The organism is Pseudomonas sp. PAMC 29040 (assembly GCF_003994535.1).
Classification (GTDB): Bacteria; Pseudomonadota; Gammaproteobacteria; order Pseudomonadales; family Pseudomonadaceae; genus Aquipseudomonas; species Aquipseudomonas paraversuta.
In genome coordinates this window covers 133602-149723 of record NZ_RZAA01000010.1, presented here as the reverse complement: position 1 = coordinate 149723, position 16122 = coordinate 133602, and the positions used below count along the sequence as shown (strand labels likewise).

Sequence of the window (16122 nt, the reverse complement as noted above, 5' to 3'; positions counted from 1 at the left end):
GGCTGCAATCGATAGACGCACGTTATCAGACATTAGCCCCGGAGCTACAGTCGCTAATCAATGCAAGGGAGGTTTAATACTGTACAAACTGGTTTAGCAGCGATGCAGCCGCCCCTGTGTTGCGGGCGACTGCACTGTTGCCAGCGCTGGCAAGCCAGCGCCTACAGGACTTTTATCCGGGCCGAGGCTTTATCGCCGACGTTTATCGATGGAATAAACGAAGGGTGCCACGATCTCGATGGTGCCATTGGTCAGCATTTCGGCCGGCGGCTTGGGCAACGGCTGTGCCCGGCGAATCATTTCCAGGGTGGCCCGGTCCAGATCCGCATTGCCTGAACGACCTACCAACTCATAGGACAACACCTTGCCTTCACCGTCTACCACGAAGCGCAGCCGGTTCAGACCTTCCTTGCCTCGCGACTGAGCAGAAGCCGGGTACTTCTTGTACTTGCCCAGGTGAGCCAGCAATGTGCCTTCCCAACTGGCTTTAGCCGCCAGTTGTTGTGCCGACGGCCCAAGAGTCGGGGCGGCAGACTTCTCGCTCGGCGCCTTGGTCGGTGTGGCGTCGCTAGGTTTCTCTTCTGAAGGCTTCTCTTTAACCGGCTCGGTTTTTTCCACAGGCTTGGGCGGTTGTGGCTTCTGCTTGGGCTTGACCGGTTTCGGGACAGCTATTTTCGGCTTGGGCGCTTCGGCCAGCTTGGGTATCGGCAGCTCTTCCACAGGGGCCGGCGGCTGTGGCGGTGTCACCACTTTCGGCGGCGCAGGCGGTGGCGGTGCTGGCAGCGGTGCCAGATCAACCATCATCGCTTGCGGTGGAAGTTCGACGGCCCGCGGGCTGGACCATTGCATGGCAAGAATGACTGCCACTGCATGGATAGCCAACACCGCGACCAGGCTGATTGCGTAACGCGTCATCTTTTGGCGCGCTATGGTCATTTCTTGGCTGCCGTCTCTAGTCCGACCAGACCCACCTTCAAGTAACCGGCTGCGCGCAATGCATCCATCACGCCCATCAAGTCACCGTAGTCCACGCCTTTATCGGCCTGGAAGAAGATCGTCGTGTCTTTCTTGTTGTGAGTCCTGGCATCCAGGGTCGCACCCAGGGCTTCAACACTGACCGGCTCTTCACCCAGGTACAGGCGCTGGTCAGCCTTGACGCTGAGGAACACCGGCTTCTCGGGACGAGGCGCCGGTTTGGCGGTGGAAGCTGGCAGGTCAACCTTGATATCCACAGTGGCCAGCGGTGCTGCCACCATGAAGATGATCAGCAGTACCAGCATCACGTCAATAAAAGGCGTGACGTTGATTTCATGGTTCTCGGCGAGATCGTCATCGCCTTCTTTTAAATGCAGGCCCATGGCCGATTACCCCACTTTCACCATGTGCGGTTGCGAGCTGCGCTCGGGCGGCAGGTGATCGAGGTCACGGCTAACCAACAGCAACACTTCTGCCGATGCGTCTGCCACTTGAGCCTTGTAGCCAGTGATAGAGCGGGCGAAGACGTTGTAAATCACTACCGCAGGGATCGCAGCAACCAGGCCCAGTGCAGTGGCCAGCAGGGCCTCGGCAATACCCGGTGCCACAACGGCCAGGTTGGTGGTCTGGGTTTTGGCGATACCGATGAAGCTGTTCATGATCCCCCAAACGGTACCGAACAGACCGACGAACGGTGCGGTGGAGCCGATGGTGGCGAGGATGCCGGTGCCACTGCTCATGTTGCGGCCACAGGCGGCAACCAGACGCTCAAGGCGGAAGCTGACGCGCTCCTTGATGCCTTCTTTTTCGCGGCTATTGGCCGACAGGCGCATTTCTTCCAGTGCGTCCTGCACCAGCAGGTGCGCCAGCGTGCCTTCTTTGGTTGCAGATTCGCTGGCTTCCTTGAGGGTGCGGGCTTTTTTCAGGTTGGCGATTTCAACCCGCAGACGACGCTTGGCGCCCAGGACTTCAAAGCCTTTGGCAATCCAGATGGTCCAGGTGATGATCGAGGCGATAGCCAGGCCGATCATGACGATCTTGACGATGATGTCCGCGTTTTTGTACATGCCCCAAGGAGACAGGTCATGGGCCATGCCCAGCGTGTTGTCTTCTTCAAGAACTTGCGGAGCGTCATCGGCCGGGGCAACAGCGCCTTCAGCCAGCACAGGGTCGGTTGCACCCGGCGCAGCAACTGGGGCCGCAGCCTCAATAGCCGGTTGCGCAGCCGGAGCAGCCGGAGCCGCGGGCTCATCGGCAAAGACTGCGCCCGGGGCCAGCAAAAGACTGAACATCAGCGCAGCAAGCCCGCGCCAGAGGCGTGCCGGACTCAAAAACTGGGTTGGCGAAGCGGTGGAATGATTGCGTGTCATGCTAGCCGGACCTGAGAAAAGTAAGAAGGTTATGCCCTGCAACGCGTCTTGAGACCCGGGGCAAATGATGAGTTATTATTGCAAGTAATTCTTGTTAACAAAAGCAATAGCATCTGTTTTTTTCAAAAGTCACGACCTTGGTCGTGGCTGAACATGTACTTTTGTAACTTTAAATTAGGAGTTTTGAGATGCCCAAAGCCTCGGTTCTGATCGCCGGATGCGGTGATGTCGGAAGTCGTCTGGCGGCTCAACTGCCGGCCAATAACTGGCAGGTCTATGGGCTGCGACGCTCCATTGAGCGGTTACCTGCAGGCGTCACTGGCGTGGCGGGGGACCTGTTCAGCGACCAGTGCCCCGGGCAATGGCCTGAAGGCAACATTGACTATCTGGTGTACAGCGCCGCCGCCACCGACCACGACGAGGCCGGCTATCAGGCCGCTTATATAGAAGGTTTGAAGCACACGCTGGGCTGGCTCAAGCAAAAAGGCCAGCAGCCAAAGCGCTTGCTGTTTGTCTCCAGCAGCGGGGTGTATAGCCAGACGGAAGGCGAATGGGTCGATGAAACCTCGCCTGCCGAAGCCACAAGCTACTCGGGGCGAATCATGCGTGAAGCCGAGCAGATCGCATTGAACAGCGGCATTGCTGCCAGCGTGGTGCGCCTCACCGGGATTTACGGACCCGGTCGCGAATGGATGTTGGGGCAAGTGCGCAAGGGCTATCGCGTGGCAGTCGATCCGCCGCTGTATGGCAACCGCATCCATGCCGATGATGCAGGCGGCCTTCTGGCATTCCTGCTCCAGGCCGACCTGCAGGGCAAAACCCTGGAGGATTGCTATATCGGCGTGGATAACGCGCCGGTACCTTTGGCTGAAGTCGTGGGCTGGCTGCGTGAACGCCTGGGTATTACCGAATGGGCTGCCGAAGCCAGCGTGCGCCGGGCCGGTAGCAAACGCTGCAGCAACGCACGGGCCAAGGCCCTGGGCTGGGAACCGCGCTATCCGAGTTATCGCGAAGGCTACAGCGCGATGCTAGCGGATTGACTCTCTCTGCGGAGCGAGCTTGCCGGCGATATCATCGCCAGCAAGCTCTTGCAGCAGGCCAGGCTTAAAGCTGCTTTTCCAGTACCCATTCACGCTTGCCCGGGTATAACTGGGGCATTTCGTCAGGCTTGGCAGAATCCAGCGCCTGGAAGATCTCCAGCTGGCGACCATTGCGCACAAAAATGTGCGCCGCACCTGTCTCGTCCTGTTCCAGCCAGAGACTGTCGTACTCGCCGCTCATTGATGCGCAGTCGCCCGCCAGGCACAGGGCGTAAGCATTGGCTTCAGGTAAACCGGTAATCCGGCCATCGGCAAAAAAGGTCACTTGATTGCCTTGCCCTTTACCGCTGACCACACGCCACTGACCGCCCAGATAGGCAGTCTTGAGCGCGTGCTCGAAATTGGTGCCCAAAGGCGCGTCGCTTGTCAGGTTGATGGGGGAACGAACAAAGGATTGTTGCGGATCGGACTCACCCGCAGCCTGTACCAGCTCGTCGCCATTGAGGCTCAAGTCGGTGGCCGCGCTGCCATAAATATTGACCTGCCAAACCCCTTTGTTTTCAGGCATCAGCTTGCCTTCAACCCACTCAAAACCATTGGTGTAGTTGGCTTTGGCCTGTTTGGAATCAATTTGCCATTCAAGATTTGGCCCGTTGGCCAGCAGGGCTTCACGCAAATTGCCGCCTTTGGCAGCTTCATTGATCGCGGCCTGGTTGATCCAGACGCCACTGATATCGCGATGGGCGGGGCCGCTGGCACAGCCACCCAGGAAAATGGTGAGCAGCGAGAAAGCGAGCGCTTTGCGCATGGCGGAATCCTTTTAAAGCGGGGCAAGCGGGGGGTTGGCGCAGCATGAAGGCGCTGCGCCGAGGGGTGTTACTCAATGACCAGAATAGCGTCCATCTCAACCTGCGAACCCTTTGGCAGGGCCGCAACGCCGATAGCGGCACGAGCCGGGTATGGCTGTTCGAAGTATTTGCCCATGATTTCGTTGACCTTGGCGAAGTGGCTGAGGTCAGTCAGGAAAATATTCAGTTTGACGATGTCCTTGAACGAACCGCCTGCTGCTTCAGCCACGGATTTCAGGTTTTCGAATACCTGAATGGTCTGGGCTTCAAAACCTTCAACCAGTTCCATGGTTTTTGGGTCCAGCGGGATCTGACCGGACATGTAGACAGTATTGCCAGCTTTGATCGCCTGAGAGTAAGTACCGATAGCAGCAGGTGCCTTATCGCTGGTGATTACAGTCTTGGTCATGGGTGACTCCTTGTAATTAGATGGCTACGCACGCATACGAGTGATGCGGATAACCCCGTTAAGGGCGCGCAGTTTTTTGATCACGCGGGCCAGATGCACACGGTCGTGCACGCTGACCACCAGTTGGACAACGCTGATACGACCATCGCGTTCGTCCATGCTGATTTTTTCGATGTTGCCGTCGGCTGCGTTGACGCTGCTGGCAAGCAGCGCAATCAGGCCACGCTGGTGCTCCAGTTCGACACGCAACTCGACGTTGAATTCACCGGTGACATCCTTGGCCCACGAAAGCTGGACACATTTTTCGGGGTTGTGCCGAATCTCACTGATATTGCGGCAGTTATCCAGGTGCACAACCATGCCTTTGCCCGCGGACAGGTGACCCACAATCGGGTCTCCCGGGATCGGCGTACAACATTTGGCATAACTGAGTACCAGACCTTCGGTACCGCGAATCGCCAGTGGACCTTCCGGGCTCGGCAGCTGTTCGCCTTCACCCATCAGACGCCGGGCAACGACGTAAGCCATGCGATTGCCCAGGCCGATGTCTTCCAGCAGGTCTTCGACCTGCTCCAGACGATACTCCTGAAGCATGGCCTGAATGCGCTCGGCCGGGATCTTGTCCAGCGCGCTGTTGAAGCCGTTGAGCACCTTGTTCAGCAAGCGTTCGCCAAGGTTCACGGACTCGGAACGGCGCTGCAATTTCAGGGCGTGACGGATATGCGTACGCGCCTTGCCGGTAACCACAAAGTTGAGCCACGCCGGGTTGGGGCGGGCACCGGGGGCGCTGACGATCTCGACCGTGGAACCACTTTGCAGCGGCTCGGACAGCGGTGCGAGACGCCGGTTGATGCGGCATGCAATACAGCTGTTGCCGACGTCGGTGTGCACCGCGTAGGCAAAATCGACTGCGGTGGAGCCTTTGGGCAGCTCCATGATCCGGCCTTTGGGCGTGAACACGTAGACCTCGTCCGGAAACAGGTCGATCTTCACGCTTTCGATAAATTCGAGGGAGTTGCCGGCGCGCTGCTGCATCTCCAGCACGCCCTTGACCCATTGCCGCGCCCGGGCATGGGTCCCCGTGTGCTGCTCGTCGCCACTGGACTTGTACAACCAGTGGGCGGCAATACCGTTGTTGGCCATTTCTTCCATTTCACGGGTACGGATCTGAATTTCGATCGGTACGCCATGCATGCCAAACAGCGTGGTATGCAGCGACTGATAGCCGTTGGCTTTGGGAATCGCGATGTAGTCTTTAAACCGTCCCGGCAGTGGTTTGTACAAATTATGTACAGCACCCAGAACCCGGTAGCAGGTGTCGACCTTGTCGACGATGATCCGGAACGCGTAAACGTCCATGATCTCGTTGAAGGCCCGGCGCTTGCCGCGCATTTTTTTATAAATGCCGTAAATATGCTTTTGACGGCCGCTGACTTCGCCCTGAATGCCGTCTACGGCTAAACAGTGGCTGAGCGACTCTTCAATTTTGTTGACGATTTCCTTGCGATTGCCCCGGGCGCGCTTGACCGCCTGATAGATGCGCGCGGAGCGCATCGGGTACATCGCCTTGAAACCGAGATCTTCGAATTCGATACGAATGCTGTGCATGCCCAGCCGGTTGGCAATGGGCGCGTAGATTTCCAGGGTTTCCTTGGCAATCCGCCGGCGTTTTTCGCCGGACAGCACTTCGAGGGTACGCATGTTGTGCAGACGGTCAGCCAGCTTGACCAGAATCACGCGAATATCCCGCGCCATGGCCATGGCCATTTTCTGGAAGTTTTCAGCCTGGGCTTCGGCCTTGGTCTCGAAGTTCATCTGGGTCAGCTTGCTGACGCCATCGACCAGTTCGGCCACGGTTTCGCCGAACTGCGCGACAAGCGCTTCCTTGGCAATACCGGTGTCTTCGATCACGTCATGCAGCATGGCAGCCATCAGGCTTTGATGGTCCATATGCATGTCGGCAAGAATGTTCGCCACTGCCAGCGGATGCGTGACATAAGGCTCGCCGCTACGTCGGCGTTGGCCGTCGTGGGCTTGTTCGGCGTAGAAGTACGCTCGTCGGACCAGATTGACCTGGTCCGCACTGAGGTAAGTCGACAAGCGATCGGCGAGGGCGTCTATGCTCGGCAAGAGGAAACCTCCTGCCAAAACTTTTTACCCTTCGCCGTGCTACGTCGACCGGGCATAGGCTTAGTTCGCCTCGTTGGACTCGTCCTCGAACGCTGCGAACAGCGGTTCGTCTTCGACGATTTCAGCGTTGGCGATAAACTCGTAGCTCATCAGGCCTGCAGCGATTTCACGCAAGGCAACAACGGTAGGCTTGTCATTTTCCCACTCAACCAAAGGCTCTTTACCGCCGGTGGCCAGTTGACGGGCACGCTTGGTAGAGAGCATGACCAGCTCAAAGCGGTTATCCACGTGTTCTAGACAGTCTTCAACGGTTACGCGGGCCATGGTCTTCCTCGTAGCAAATGCAATATGCGCGCTGCCCGGATGGGCGAGCGGACTCAACAGTTTAAAAAATCACCAGCCATTAGGGAAGCGCTGATTTTTCAAGCGCCCCCCGAAACCCGCTGTAAGCGCCAATGTAAAGCCCTTACAGGGGTTTTGGGAAGAGCCCTTTAACTCAGCAATTCAGCCAGTAATTTGCCAAAACGCTGCTGCTGACGTTTTTGCTGGAGGCGATTGGCGTGAAAAATTGCCTTCAGGTCCTCCAGTGCCAGCGCAAAATCATCATTGATGATCAGGTAGTCATAGTCGACGTAGTGGCTCATTTCACTCACGGCTTCACGCATGCGCCCGTCAATGATTTCGTCGCTGTCCTGCCCGCGATTGTCCAGACGCTCACGCAAGGCTTGCTGGCTCGGCGGCAGGATGAAGATCGAACGCGCCTGCGGCATCAGCTGGCGAACCTGCTCGGCGCCTTGCCAGTCGATTTCCAGAATCAGGTCGTGACCTTCATCCAGGGTCTGCTGCAAATGGCTCTGCGAAGTACCGTAAAGGTTGCCGAACACCTCGGCGCGCTCCAGGAAATCACCGTGTTCGATCATTTTCACGAACTCTTCGCGCTCGACGAAATGATAGTTCACGCCGTTGACCTCACCCGGGCGCATGGCGCGGGTGGTGTGCGAAACCGAGACGCGAATCTGCGGTTCGAGGTCGATCAATGCCTTGACCAGACTGGTCTTGCCTGCGCCCGAAGGGGCAGAAACGATATAAAGGGTGCCGGTGCTATGGGTCATGTCAGGGAGAGCCTTACTCAATATTCTGTACTTGTTCGCGCATCTGCTCGATCAACACCTTGAGGTTGACCGCCGCCTGGGTACTGCGCGGATCGAATGCCTTGGAACCGAGGGTGTTGGCCTCCCGGTTGAGTTCTTGCATCAGGAAGTCGAGGCGCCGGCCGGCGGCTCCACCGGACTTGAGCACGCGCCGCACCTCAAGGATGTGGGTACTCAGGCGGTCAAGCTCTTCGGCGACGTCGCTTTTTTGCGCCAGCAGGACCATTTCTTGCTCAAGGCGCTGGGGATCAAGCTCGGCCTTCATGTCAGCAAAGCGATCGAGCACCTTTTGCCGCTGGGTGGCCAGCATCTGTGGCACGAGTTCACGCAAAGTCTCGACATCAGCCTCGATCGCGGTCAGTCGCTCGCTGATCAGGCGCGCCAGTTCGGCGCCTTCGCGCTCGCGGCCGTTTTTCAGTTCCTGCAGCGCCTGCTTGAACAGCACCAGCGCCTGATTGTTCAGGGCTTGAGGGTCGCTTGCATCCGCCACCAATACGCCTGGCCAGGCCAGCACTTTCAGCGGATCCAGCGCAGCCGGCTGCTTGATCAGGCTGGCGATGGATTCGGCGGCGGCCACCAGTTGCGCCGCACGCTCACGGTCAACCTGCAGCGGCTTGCCCGTGGTTTCTTCGGTGAAACGCAGCGTGCATTCCAGCTTGCCACGTGAGATCCCCTGACGCAGCGCTTCACGCACCGCACCTTCGAGGTCACGCAAAGACTCGGGCAGGCGCAGGTGCGGCTCCAGGTAGCGGCTATTGACCGAGCGCAGCTCCCAGCTCAGGGTGCCCTGAGTGCCGGCACTTTCGACGCGGGCAAAGGCGGTCATGCTATGCACCATGGAGGTACCTCGCGATTCGATGAATTTAGCCTGACGGCCATTGAGGCGAAGGATTGTAACGCAGTGCAGGGGACGGCCCCAAATGACGTCTGTCGTAAAAGTACCCGGTGTCATGGCGCTCCCAAGGGGGCGGCGAGCCGGGCATGCAATTATTAGGCGTGTCCTGTCGGGCCATGGCCTTTATAATGCTCGGCAGTTTTCCGTCCCGTACAGGTATCCCACATGAAACGTCCAAGTGGTCGCGTTGCCGATCAGCTCCGTCCGATCCGCATCACCCGCAACTACACCAAACACGCAGAGGGTTCTGTACTGGTCGAGTTCGGTGACACCAAAGTCATCTGCACCGTCAGCGTCGAAAACGGCGTGCCACGCTTCCTTAAAGGCCAGGGCCAGGGCTGGCTGACTGCCGAATACGGCATGCTGCCCCGCGCCACCGGCGACCGCAACCAGCGTGAAGCCAGCCGCGGCAAGCAAGGCGGACGTACCCTGGAAATCCAGCGCCTGATCGGCCGCTCGCTACGCGCCGCACTGGACATGTCCAAGCTGGGCGACATCACCCTGTACGTCGACTGCGACGTGATCCAGGCCGACGGCGGCACTCGCACGGCCTCGATCACCGGCGCCATGGTTGCCCTGGTCGACGCTTTGAAGCTGATCAAGAAACGCGGCGGCCTCAAGGGCGGCGACCCTCTCAAGCAGATGATTGCAGCGGTCTCGGTGGGCATGTATCAGGGCGAGCCAGTGCTCGACCTCGACTATCCTGAAGATTCGGCAGCCGAAACCGACCTGAACGTCGTAATGACCAGCACCGGTGGTTTCATCGAAGTTCAGGGCACTGCCGAAGGCGCGCCATTCCAGCCTGAAGAGCTGAACGCCATGCTGGCACTGGCGCAAAAGGGCATGACCGAAATTTTCGCCCTGCAACAAGCTGCACTGGCCGACTAACATCGCCGAGCTGTATGCCGAAGCCGTCTGTAACCATCTGGAGAACGCCATGAGCGAGCTGGACCTTTCAAAACCCGAGCCGAGCCGCGATGCTCGTAAATGGGCCATGTTTTGTCACTTTTCAGCGTTCCTCGGGATGTGGTTTCCGTTTGGCAGCCTGATCGGCCCGCTGATCCTGTGGCAGGTAAAGCGTGAAAGCGATCCGTTCATCGATGACCAGGGCAAGGAAGCCCTGAACTTTCAGATCACCGTGGCGATTGCTTCGGCCATTTGCTACGTGCTGATGTTTGTTCTGATCGGTTTCGCCCTGCTCGGCCTGGTCCTGATCGGCGCAGTGGTGCTGGTGGTGATTGCCGGCGTCAAGGCCAATGACGGAGTGGTATACCGCTACCCCTTCACCTGGCGCCCGATCAAGTAAACCAGCACCCACAAAAAAGCCGACAGCGATGTCGGCTTTTTTGTGGCTTCGAAAAAACACCTAGATAGTCAGTGTCCAGTCGTAGTCCACGATCAATGGCGCATGTTGCGAGAAGCGTGGCTGACGCGGCAGGCGAGCGCTTCGTACGAAGCGGCGCAGACCCGGTGTCAACAACTGGTAGTCGAAACGCCAGCCCAGATTAAGCATCTCGGCCTGTTCGTTATCCGGCCACCAGCTGTACTGATCGCCTTCACGACTAACTTCACGCAGGGCATCGACATAGCCCATATTGCCGACAATCTCGTCCATCCAGGCCCGCTCAGGCGCCAGGAAACCAGGAGATTGCTGGCTGTCACGCCAGTTTTTAATGTCGAGTTTCTGCTGCGCCACATACAGCGAGCCGCAGTAGATGTACTCACGACGCTTGCGACGCTGCTTATCCAGATAGCGTGCAAAGTCGTCCATTAGCTTGAATTTTTGATTCAAGTCTTCATCGCCGTTCTGCCCCGAAGGGAGCAGCAAGGTCGCGATGCTGACCTTATCGAAATCGGCTTGCAGGTAGCGCCCGTAGCGATCGGCCGTCTCGAAGCCAAGCCCAGTGATGACTGCTTTCGGTTGCAAGCGCGAATACAAAGCCACACCGCCTTGGGCAGGGACTTCAGCTTCGCAGGCATAAAGAAAGTAGCCATCCAGCTGGTAGGCTGGATCGTCCAGTTCAAAGGCGGAGGCGCGGGTGTCCTGCAGGCAGATAACGTCGGCATTCTGAGCTTGCAGCCAACTGAGCAAACCGCGCTCGACTGCCGTCTGAATACCATTGACGTTCACACTGATGATCCGCATAAATGGCCCCAAAAATCACGTGCGTGTATGATACACGCCGTCTAACCAATTAGCTAAATCCGTGGCATCTGGGGCCTTTACATGCAAGCGTATCAGCGCGACTTCATCCGTTTTGCCATCGATCGCGGCGTTTTGCGCTTCGGTGAGTTCACCCTGAAGTCCGGGCGCACCAGTCCTTACTTCTTCAATGCCGGCCTGTTCAACACCGGCTCCGCACTGGCTCAACTGGGGCGTTTCTACGCTGCCGCCATCGTTGACAGCGGTATCTCCTTCGACGTCCTGTTTGGCCCGGCCTACAAAGGCATTCCACTGGCGGCAACCACCGCAGTGGCCCTGGCAGAACACCATGACCGCGACCTGCCATGGTGCTTCAACCGCAAAGAAGCCAAAGCCCACGGCGAAGGTGGCAGCCTGGTCGGCTCGCCGCTCGAAGGCAATATCCTGATCATCGACGACGTGATCACCGCCGGCACCGCCATCCGTGAAGTCATGCAGATCATCCAGGCCCAGGGCGCCAAAGCCGCAGGCGTGCTGATTGCCCTGAACCGTCAGGAGCGTGGCAATGGCGAGCTGTCAGCTATTCAGGAAGTCGAGCGTGACTTTGGTATTCCTGTGGTCAGCATCGTTTCCTTGAACCAGGTGCTGCAGTACCTGGCCGAAGACGAAACGCTCAAGCAATACCTGCCAGCCGTTGAAGCCTATCGGGCGCAGTACGGGATCTAGTCGGCACAGCCAAAAAAAAGCCCCGCCCGGCAATCGCCGGACGGGGCTTTTCTGGTTTTGCTTAAACCGTCTTGCTGTTGGTAATCAGGGTACCGACACCGGTATCGGTGAAGATTTCCAGCAGCACCGCGTTCGGTACACGACCGTCGACGATGTGTGCAGTGGTCACGCCACCTTGCACGGCTTCCAGCGCGCAGCGGATCTTGGGCAGCATGCCCCCGTAGATGGTGCCATCGGCAATCAGGTCATCCACCTGGGCAGTGGTCAGCCCGGTCAGCACCTTGCCCTGCTTGTCCATCAGGCCCGCGATATTAGTCAGCAACATAAGCTTTTCAGCTTTCAGCGCTTCGGCGACCTTACCCGCCACCAGATCCGCGTTGATGTTGTAGGACTCGCCGTTTTCACCCACGCCAATCGGCGCAATTACCGGGATGAAATCACCCTTGGTCAGCATGTTCAGCAGGTCAGTGTTGATCCCGACCACTTCGCCCACATGCCCGAAATCGATGATTTCCGGGCTGGTCATTTCCGGTGTCTGGCGGGTAACCACCATTTTCTTGGCCCGGATCAGCGTGGCGTCTTTACCGGTCAGGCCTATGGCGCTACCGCCATGGCGGTTGATCAGGTTGACGATCTCTTTGTTCACATGGCCGCCGAGCACCATTTCAACCACATCCATGGTTTGCGAGTCTGTGACCCGCATACCGTCGATGAAATGGCTCTCGATGGACAGGCGCTTGAGCAAATCACCGATTTGCGGACCGCCACCATGGACCACGACCGGATTGATACCCACGGCCTTCATCAACACGATGTCGCGGGCAAACCCGGTTTTCAGCTCATCGTTTTCCATAGCGTTGCCGCCGTACTTGATCACCAGCGTCTTGCCGACGTAACGGCGAATATAGGGCAGCGCTTCGGACAAAACCTTGGCGACGTTGGAGGCGGCATCACGTTCGAGGGTCATTCAGGGCTCCGGTAGAACAAATCGATCAAAACGGTAGTTGGAGATCAGGCGCCACACGCTTCAATTGGGCGTGAAAGACATCCTTGATACGTTGCAGTTCGGCCTCGGTCTCTGCCTCGAATCGCAGCACCAGCACCGGAGTGGTGTTGGAGGCGCGAACCAGGCCCCAGCCGTGTGGATAGTCGACCCTAACACCATCAATGGTGGTCAGCTCGGCGGCTTCACCCCATTGGGCATCGTGCAGGGCGTCAATGATGCTGAATTTGCTCTCATCCGTCACATCGATATTGATCTCTGGCGTAGAAATATCGTTGGGGAAGGTCTCAAACAGCTCTTCGGCTGTCGCCTGGCGCTTGCTGAGGATCTCCAGCAGGCGCGCAGCACTGTAAATACCGTCATCAAAACCGAACCAGCGCTCTTTGAAAAAGATATGCCCGCTCATTTCTCCGGCCAGCAAGGCACTGGTTTCCTTCATCTTCTTTTTGATTAACGAATGACCGGTCTTCCACATAAGTGGCCGACCGCCACATTCTTCGATCCAGGGCGCCAGACGACGGCTGCATTTCACATCAAAAATGATCTCGGCAGCCGGGTTGCGCACCAGCACATCCTGAGCGAACAGCATCAGCAAGCGATCCGGGAACACCATGGTGCCGGTATTGGTCACGACACCGACACGGTCGCCGTCGCCATCAAAGGCCAGGCCAAGGTCGGCATTGGTTTCTTTAACCTTGGCGATCAGGTCCAGCAGATTCTCGGGCTTGCCCGGGTCCGGGTGGTGGTTGGGGAAATTACCGTCCACCTCGCAGAACAACGGGATCACTTCGCAATTCAGGGCTTCGATCAGTTGCGGGGCAATCACGCCTGCCGCACCGTTACCACAGTCGACCACCACTTTAAGACGCCGGGCCAGCTTGATGTCCCCGGTAATCTCATCGAAGTAGCGCGGCAAAATCTCAACCCGGGTGATGCTGCCTTCACCCCAGGTCAGATCATTGCTCTTGAGGCGGGTATGCAGCGCCTGTATTTGCTCGTTGGCCAGGGTGTCGCCAGCGATCACGATCTTGAAGCCGTTGTAGTTGGACGGGTTATGGCTGCCTGTAAGCATCACCCCCGACTTGCCCCTCAGCACGCTGGCCGCGTAATACAGCGCCGGCGTCGGTACCAGGCCTACATCGCTGACATGGCAACCGCTGTCGGCCACACCCTGAATCAAACGCTCCACCAGTTCCGGACCCGACAACCGCCCGTCACGCCCCACCGATACATGGGGCTCACCCTGGGCCAGGCTTTCGGCGCCAATGGCACGGCCAATCCAGTAGGCAGTTTCAGCGGTCAAGGTTTCAGGCACCACACCGCGAATGTCATAGGCGCGGAAGATGCTGTCAGGGAATTGCGGCGCGACCGAAGCTTGGCTGCTCATTAAAAAGGATGCTCCATTTTCTGAGAATTCGGGGTGTGCACTGAAACTGCCAGGCACACGAACGTCGACCTTGCCCTACGGCGAGCATTCACCGGTTGACGGGGAGCGGTCGAGCATAAGCTGTGGCTTTGGACGGCGTTTTGACGCGAGAGTTCGTGAGGCCAGTTGGCATTACGGGGCGTATGGCACAAGGCTGCCATCGATTTTGGCAATAAACAGAGTGACTGCATTGGCGCGAGCTTCATCCTGAATTACCACGCTAACGAGTCAGGTCAGGCAGGGCGCCTGACCTGAGTACAATCAGAGGCTGCCGGAATGACCGAAGCCGCCAGCACCACGCTGGCTTTCGTCGAATTCTTCGACCAGCTCAAAGTGCGCCTGCACCACCGGCACCAGCACCAGCTGAGCAATACGCTCACCGATGGTGATGTTGAAGGCGGTTTGACCACGGTTCCAGCACGAAACCATCAGTTCGCCCTGATAATCGGAGTCGATCAGGCCTACCAGGTTACCCAGCACGATGCCGTGCTTATGACCCAGGCCGGAGCGCGGCAGGATCAGCGCCGCCAGGCCCGGATCACCGATGTATACCGACAGACCGGTCGGGATCAACAGGGTCTGGCCCGGTTCCAGAACGGTGTCTTGTTTAAGCATGGCGCGCAGGTCAAGACCGGCGGAGCCGGGTGTGGCGTACTGCGGCAGCGGAAATTCGCTACCAATGCGTGGATCGAGGATTTTGGCTTGCAAAGCGTGCATACGAGTTAAACCTGGTTCAGACGTTCGGCGATAAAAGTGATCAGCTGGCGGGCAATTTTGCCCTTGCTGGTCTGGGCAAACACAGTGGCATGCAGTTGACGGTCAATCACGCTGCAGGCGTTTTCTTCGCTGTTGAAGCCGATGCTGGGGTTAGCCACATCGTTGGCCACAATCAGGTCGAGGTTTTTGTCTTTGAGCTTGCGCGCGGCGTAATCGAGCAAGTGCTCGGTCTCTGCGGCAAAGCCGACACTAAAAGGGCGGTCAGGGCGCGAAGCGATGGTGGCCAGAATGTCTGGATTGCGCACCATCTGCAGCAACAGGCCGTCACCCTTGGTAGGGTCTTTCTTGAGTTTCTGCGGGGCAACGACTTCCGGGCGGTAATCCGCGACTGCAGCGGACGCAATAAACACGTCACAGGGGATCGCCGCTTCACAGGCCGCGAGCATGTCGCGGGCACTGACCACATCGATCCGGCTCACCCGGTCCGGGGTCGGCAAGTGCACCGGCCCGGTAATCAGGGTTACCCGGGCACCGGCCTCAACCGCCGCTTCAGCCAGGGCAAAGCCCATTTTTCCGGAGCTGTGGTTGGTGATATAGCGCACCGGGTCGATGTTTTCCTGGGTCGGGCCTGCCGTAATCAGTACATGCTTGCCGGTCAACACCTGACGCTGAAAACACTCGGCGGCGCAGTGCACCAGATCATCAGCCTCAAGCATGCGGCCAAAGCCCACGTCACCGCAGGCCTGGCTTCCGGAAGCCGGACCAAACACGCGCAGGCCGCGGGTTTCAAGCAATCGGGTGTTGGCCTGGGTGGCCGGATCACGCCACATGGCCTGATTCATCGCCGGCGCAATGGCGACCGTCGCGTCAGTGGCCAGCACCAGGGTGGTCAGCAGATCATTGGCCAGGCCCTGGGCAAGACGGGCGATCAGGTCAGCCGTGGCTGGCGCGATCAGTACCAGGTCAGCCCACTTGGCCAGCTCGATATGGCCCATCGCGGCTTCAGCCGCCGGGTCCAGCAAATCCAGGTGAACCGGGTGCCCGGACAGGGCCTGCATGGTCAGCGGAGTGATGAACTCGCTACCGCCACGGGTCATGACAACCCGCACTTCGGCGCCTTGATCCAGCAAACGGCGAACCAGCTCTGCACTCTTGTAAGCCGCGATGCCGCCGCCGACGCCCAAAACAATGCGTTTTCGATACAGCCGCTGCATAGGCCTGCCTTCTAGTTCGATGATGACTGCGCGGAAAATGGCCAAATGCCACGCAAAAATGATGGGCTAAGATAA

17 protein-coding genes and 1 pseudogene are annotated in these 16122 nt (G+C 58.3%); 4 read left to right on the top strand and 14 right to left on the bottom strand.

The genetic code is table 11. The annotated features are described in order from the left end of the window. Positions 1-189 precede the first annotated feature (189 nt). Genes WG29040_RS18425 through exbB form a run of 3 tightly spaced genes read right to left on the bottom strand, consistent with a single transcriptional unit; the run spans position 190 to position 2345 of the window. On the bottom strand, positions 190-936 hold the full coding sequence (locus tag WG29040_RS18425) for an energy transducer TonB (RefSeq protein ID WP_127196645.1): 747 nt from the start codon (positions 934-936) through the stop codon (positions 190-192). Beyond that, positions 933-1358 (bottom strand): TonB system transport protein ExbD, encoded by a 426-nt coding sequence (exbD, locus tag WG29040_RS18420; RefSeq protein ID WP_003437768.1) that lies wholly within the window; start codon positions 1356-1358, stop codon positions 933-935. The genes WG29040_RS18425 and exbD overlap by 4 nt, the downstream gene beginning before the upstream one ends. A gap of 6 nt (positions 1359-1364) precedes the next feature. After that, positions 1365-2345, bottom strand: a complete 981-nt coding sequence (gene exbB, locus WG29040_RS18415) for a tonB-system energizer ExbB (protein ID WP_003437770.1) — start codon at positions 2343-2345, stop codon at positions 1365-1367. Positions 2346-2533: 188 nt separating this feature from the next. Here exbB and WG29040_RS18410 point away from each other — a divergent pair, with 188 nt between their 5' ends. Next, the gene (locus tag WG29040_RS18410) at positions 2534-3385 is read left to right on the top strand and encodes an SDR family oxidoreductase (protein WP_003437773.1); all 852 of its coding nucleotides are present in this window, start codon (positions 2534-2536) and stop codon (positions 3383-3385) included. Between the two features lie 64 nt (positions 3386-3449). On the opposite strand, the gene WG29040_RS18405 is transcribed toward WG29040_RS18410, so the two are convergent. The 6 genes from WG29040_RS18405 to WG29040_RS18380 form a co-directional block, all read right to left on the bottom strand. Next, positions 3450-4193, bottom strand: a complete 744-nt coding sequence (locus WG29040_RS18405) for a hypothetical protein (RefSeq protein WP_010656758.1) — start codon at positions 4191-4193, stop codon at positions 3450-3452. Positions 4194-4261: 68 nt separating this feature from the next. Then, a complete protein-coding gene (locus tag WG29040_RS18400) occupies positions 4262-4642 on the bottom strand; it encodes a RidA family protein (protein ID WP_003437778.1) in 381 nt (126 codons plus the stop codon). Between the two features lie 24 nt (positions 4643-4666). Next, on the bottom strand, positions 4667-6772 hold the full coding sequence (gene spoT / locus WG29040_RS18395) for a bifunctional GTP diphosphokinase/guanosine-3',5'-bis pyrophosphate 3'-pyrophosphohydrolase (protein ID WP_003437781.1): 2106 nt from the start codon (positions 6770-6772) through the stop codon (positions 4667-4669). Positions 6773-6832: 60 nt separating this feature from the next. Beyond that, positions 6833-7096: a DNA-directed RNA polymerase subunit omega gene (gene rpoZ / locus WG29040_RS18390; protein ID WP_003437783.1), complete on the bottom strand. Its 264-nt coding sequence runs from the start codon at positions 7094-7096 to the stop codon at positions 6833-6835. Positions 7097-7263: 167 nt separating this feature from the next. Then, entirely contained in the window at positions 7264-7884 is a 621-nt protein-coding gene (gene gmk / locus WG29040_RS18385) for a guanylate kinase (protein WP_127196644.1), read from the bottom strand. Positions 7885-7897: 13 nt separating this feature from the next. Continuing rightward, entirely contained in the window at positions 7898-8761 is an 864-nt protein-coding gene (locus tag WG29040_RS18380) for a YicC/YloC family endoribonuclease (RefSeq protein WP_003437788.1), read from the bottom strand. 222 nt (positions 8762-8983) lie between these two features. On the opposite strand from WG29040_RS18380, the gene rph reads away from it, so the two are divergent. Both rph and WG29040_RS18370 read left to right on the top strand, forming a co-directional pair. Beyond that, positions 8984-9706 (top strand): ribonuclease PH, encoded by a 723-nt coding sequence (gene rph / locus WG29040_RS18375; RefSeq protein WP_003437790.1) that lies wholly within the window; start codon positions 8984-8986, stop codon positions 9704-9706. A 49-nt stretch (positions 9707-9755) separates the two neighbouring features. Continuing rightward, entirely contained in the window at positions 9756-10124 is a 369-nt protein-coding gene (locus tag WG29040_RS18370) for a DUF4870 domain-containing protein (RefSeq protein WP_003437794.1), read from the top strand. A gap of 60 nt (positions 10125-10184) precedes the next feature. Here WG29040_RS18370 and WG29040_RS18365 read toward each other — a convergent pair whose 3' ends face one another. Continuing rightward, a complete protein-coding gene (locus tag WG29040_RS18365; RefSeq protein WP_003437806.1) occupies positions 10185-10964 on the bottom strand; it encodes an exodeoxyribonuclease III in 780 nt (259 codons plus the stop codon). A gap of 81 nt (positions 10965-11045) precedes the next feature. On the opposite strand from WG29040_RS18365, the gene pyrE reads away from it, so the two are divergent. Continuing rightward, the gene (gene pyrE / locus WG29040_RS18360; protein WP_003437809.1) at positions 11046-11687 is read left to right on the top strand and encodes an orotate phosphoribosyltransferase; all 642 of its coding nucleotides are present in this window, start codon (positions 11046-11048) and stop codon (positions 11685-11687) included. A gap of 61 nt (positions 11688-11748) precedes the next feature. Here the strand turns inward: pyrE and argB are convergent, their stop codons facing one another. From argB to coaBC, 4 genes and pseudogenes are all read right to left on the bottom strand, one after another. Further along, a complete protein-coding gene (argB, locus tag WG29040_RS18355; RefSeq protein WP_003437812.1) occupies positions 11749-12654 on the bottom strand; it encodes an acetylglutamate kinase in 906 nt (301 codons plus the stop codon). A gap of 25 nt (positions 12655-12679) precedes the next feature. Next, positions 12680-14056, bottom strand: a pseudogene (locus tag WG29040_RS18350) (phosphomannomutase/phosphoglucomutase); the annotation flags it as partial. A gap of 321 nt (positions 14057-14377) precedes the next feature. After that, positions 14378-14833, bottom strand: a complete 456-nt coding sequence (dut, locus tag WG29040_RS18345) for a dUTP diphosphatase (RefSeq protein ID WP_003437816.1) — start codon at positions 14831-14833, stop codon at positions 14378-14380. A 5-nt stretch (positions 14834-14838) separates the two neighbouring features. Next, a complete protein-coding gene (gene coaBC / locus WG29040_RS18340; RefSeq protein WP_003437818.1) occupies positions 14839-16047 on the bottom strand; it encodes a bifunctional phosphopantothenoylcysteine decarboxylase/phosphopantothenate--cysteine ligase CoaBC in 1209 nt (402 codons plus the stop codon). Positions 16048-16122 lie beyond the last annotated feature (75 nt).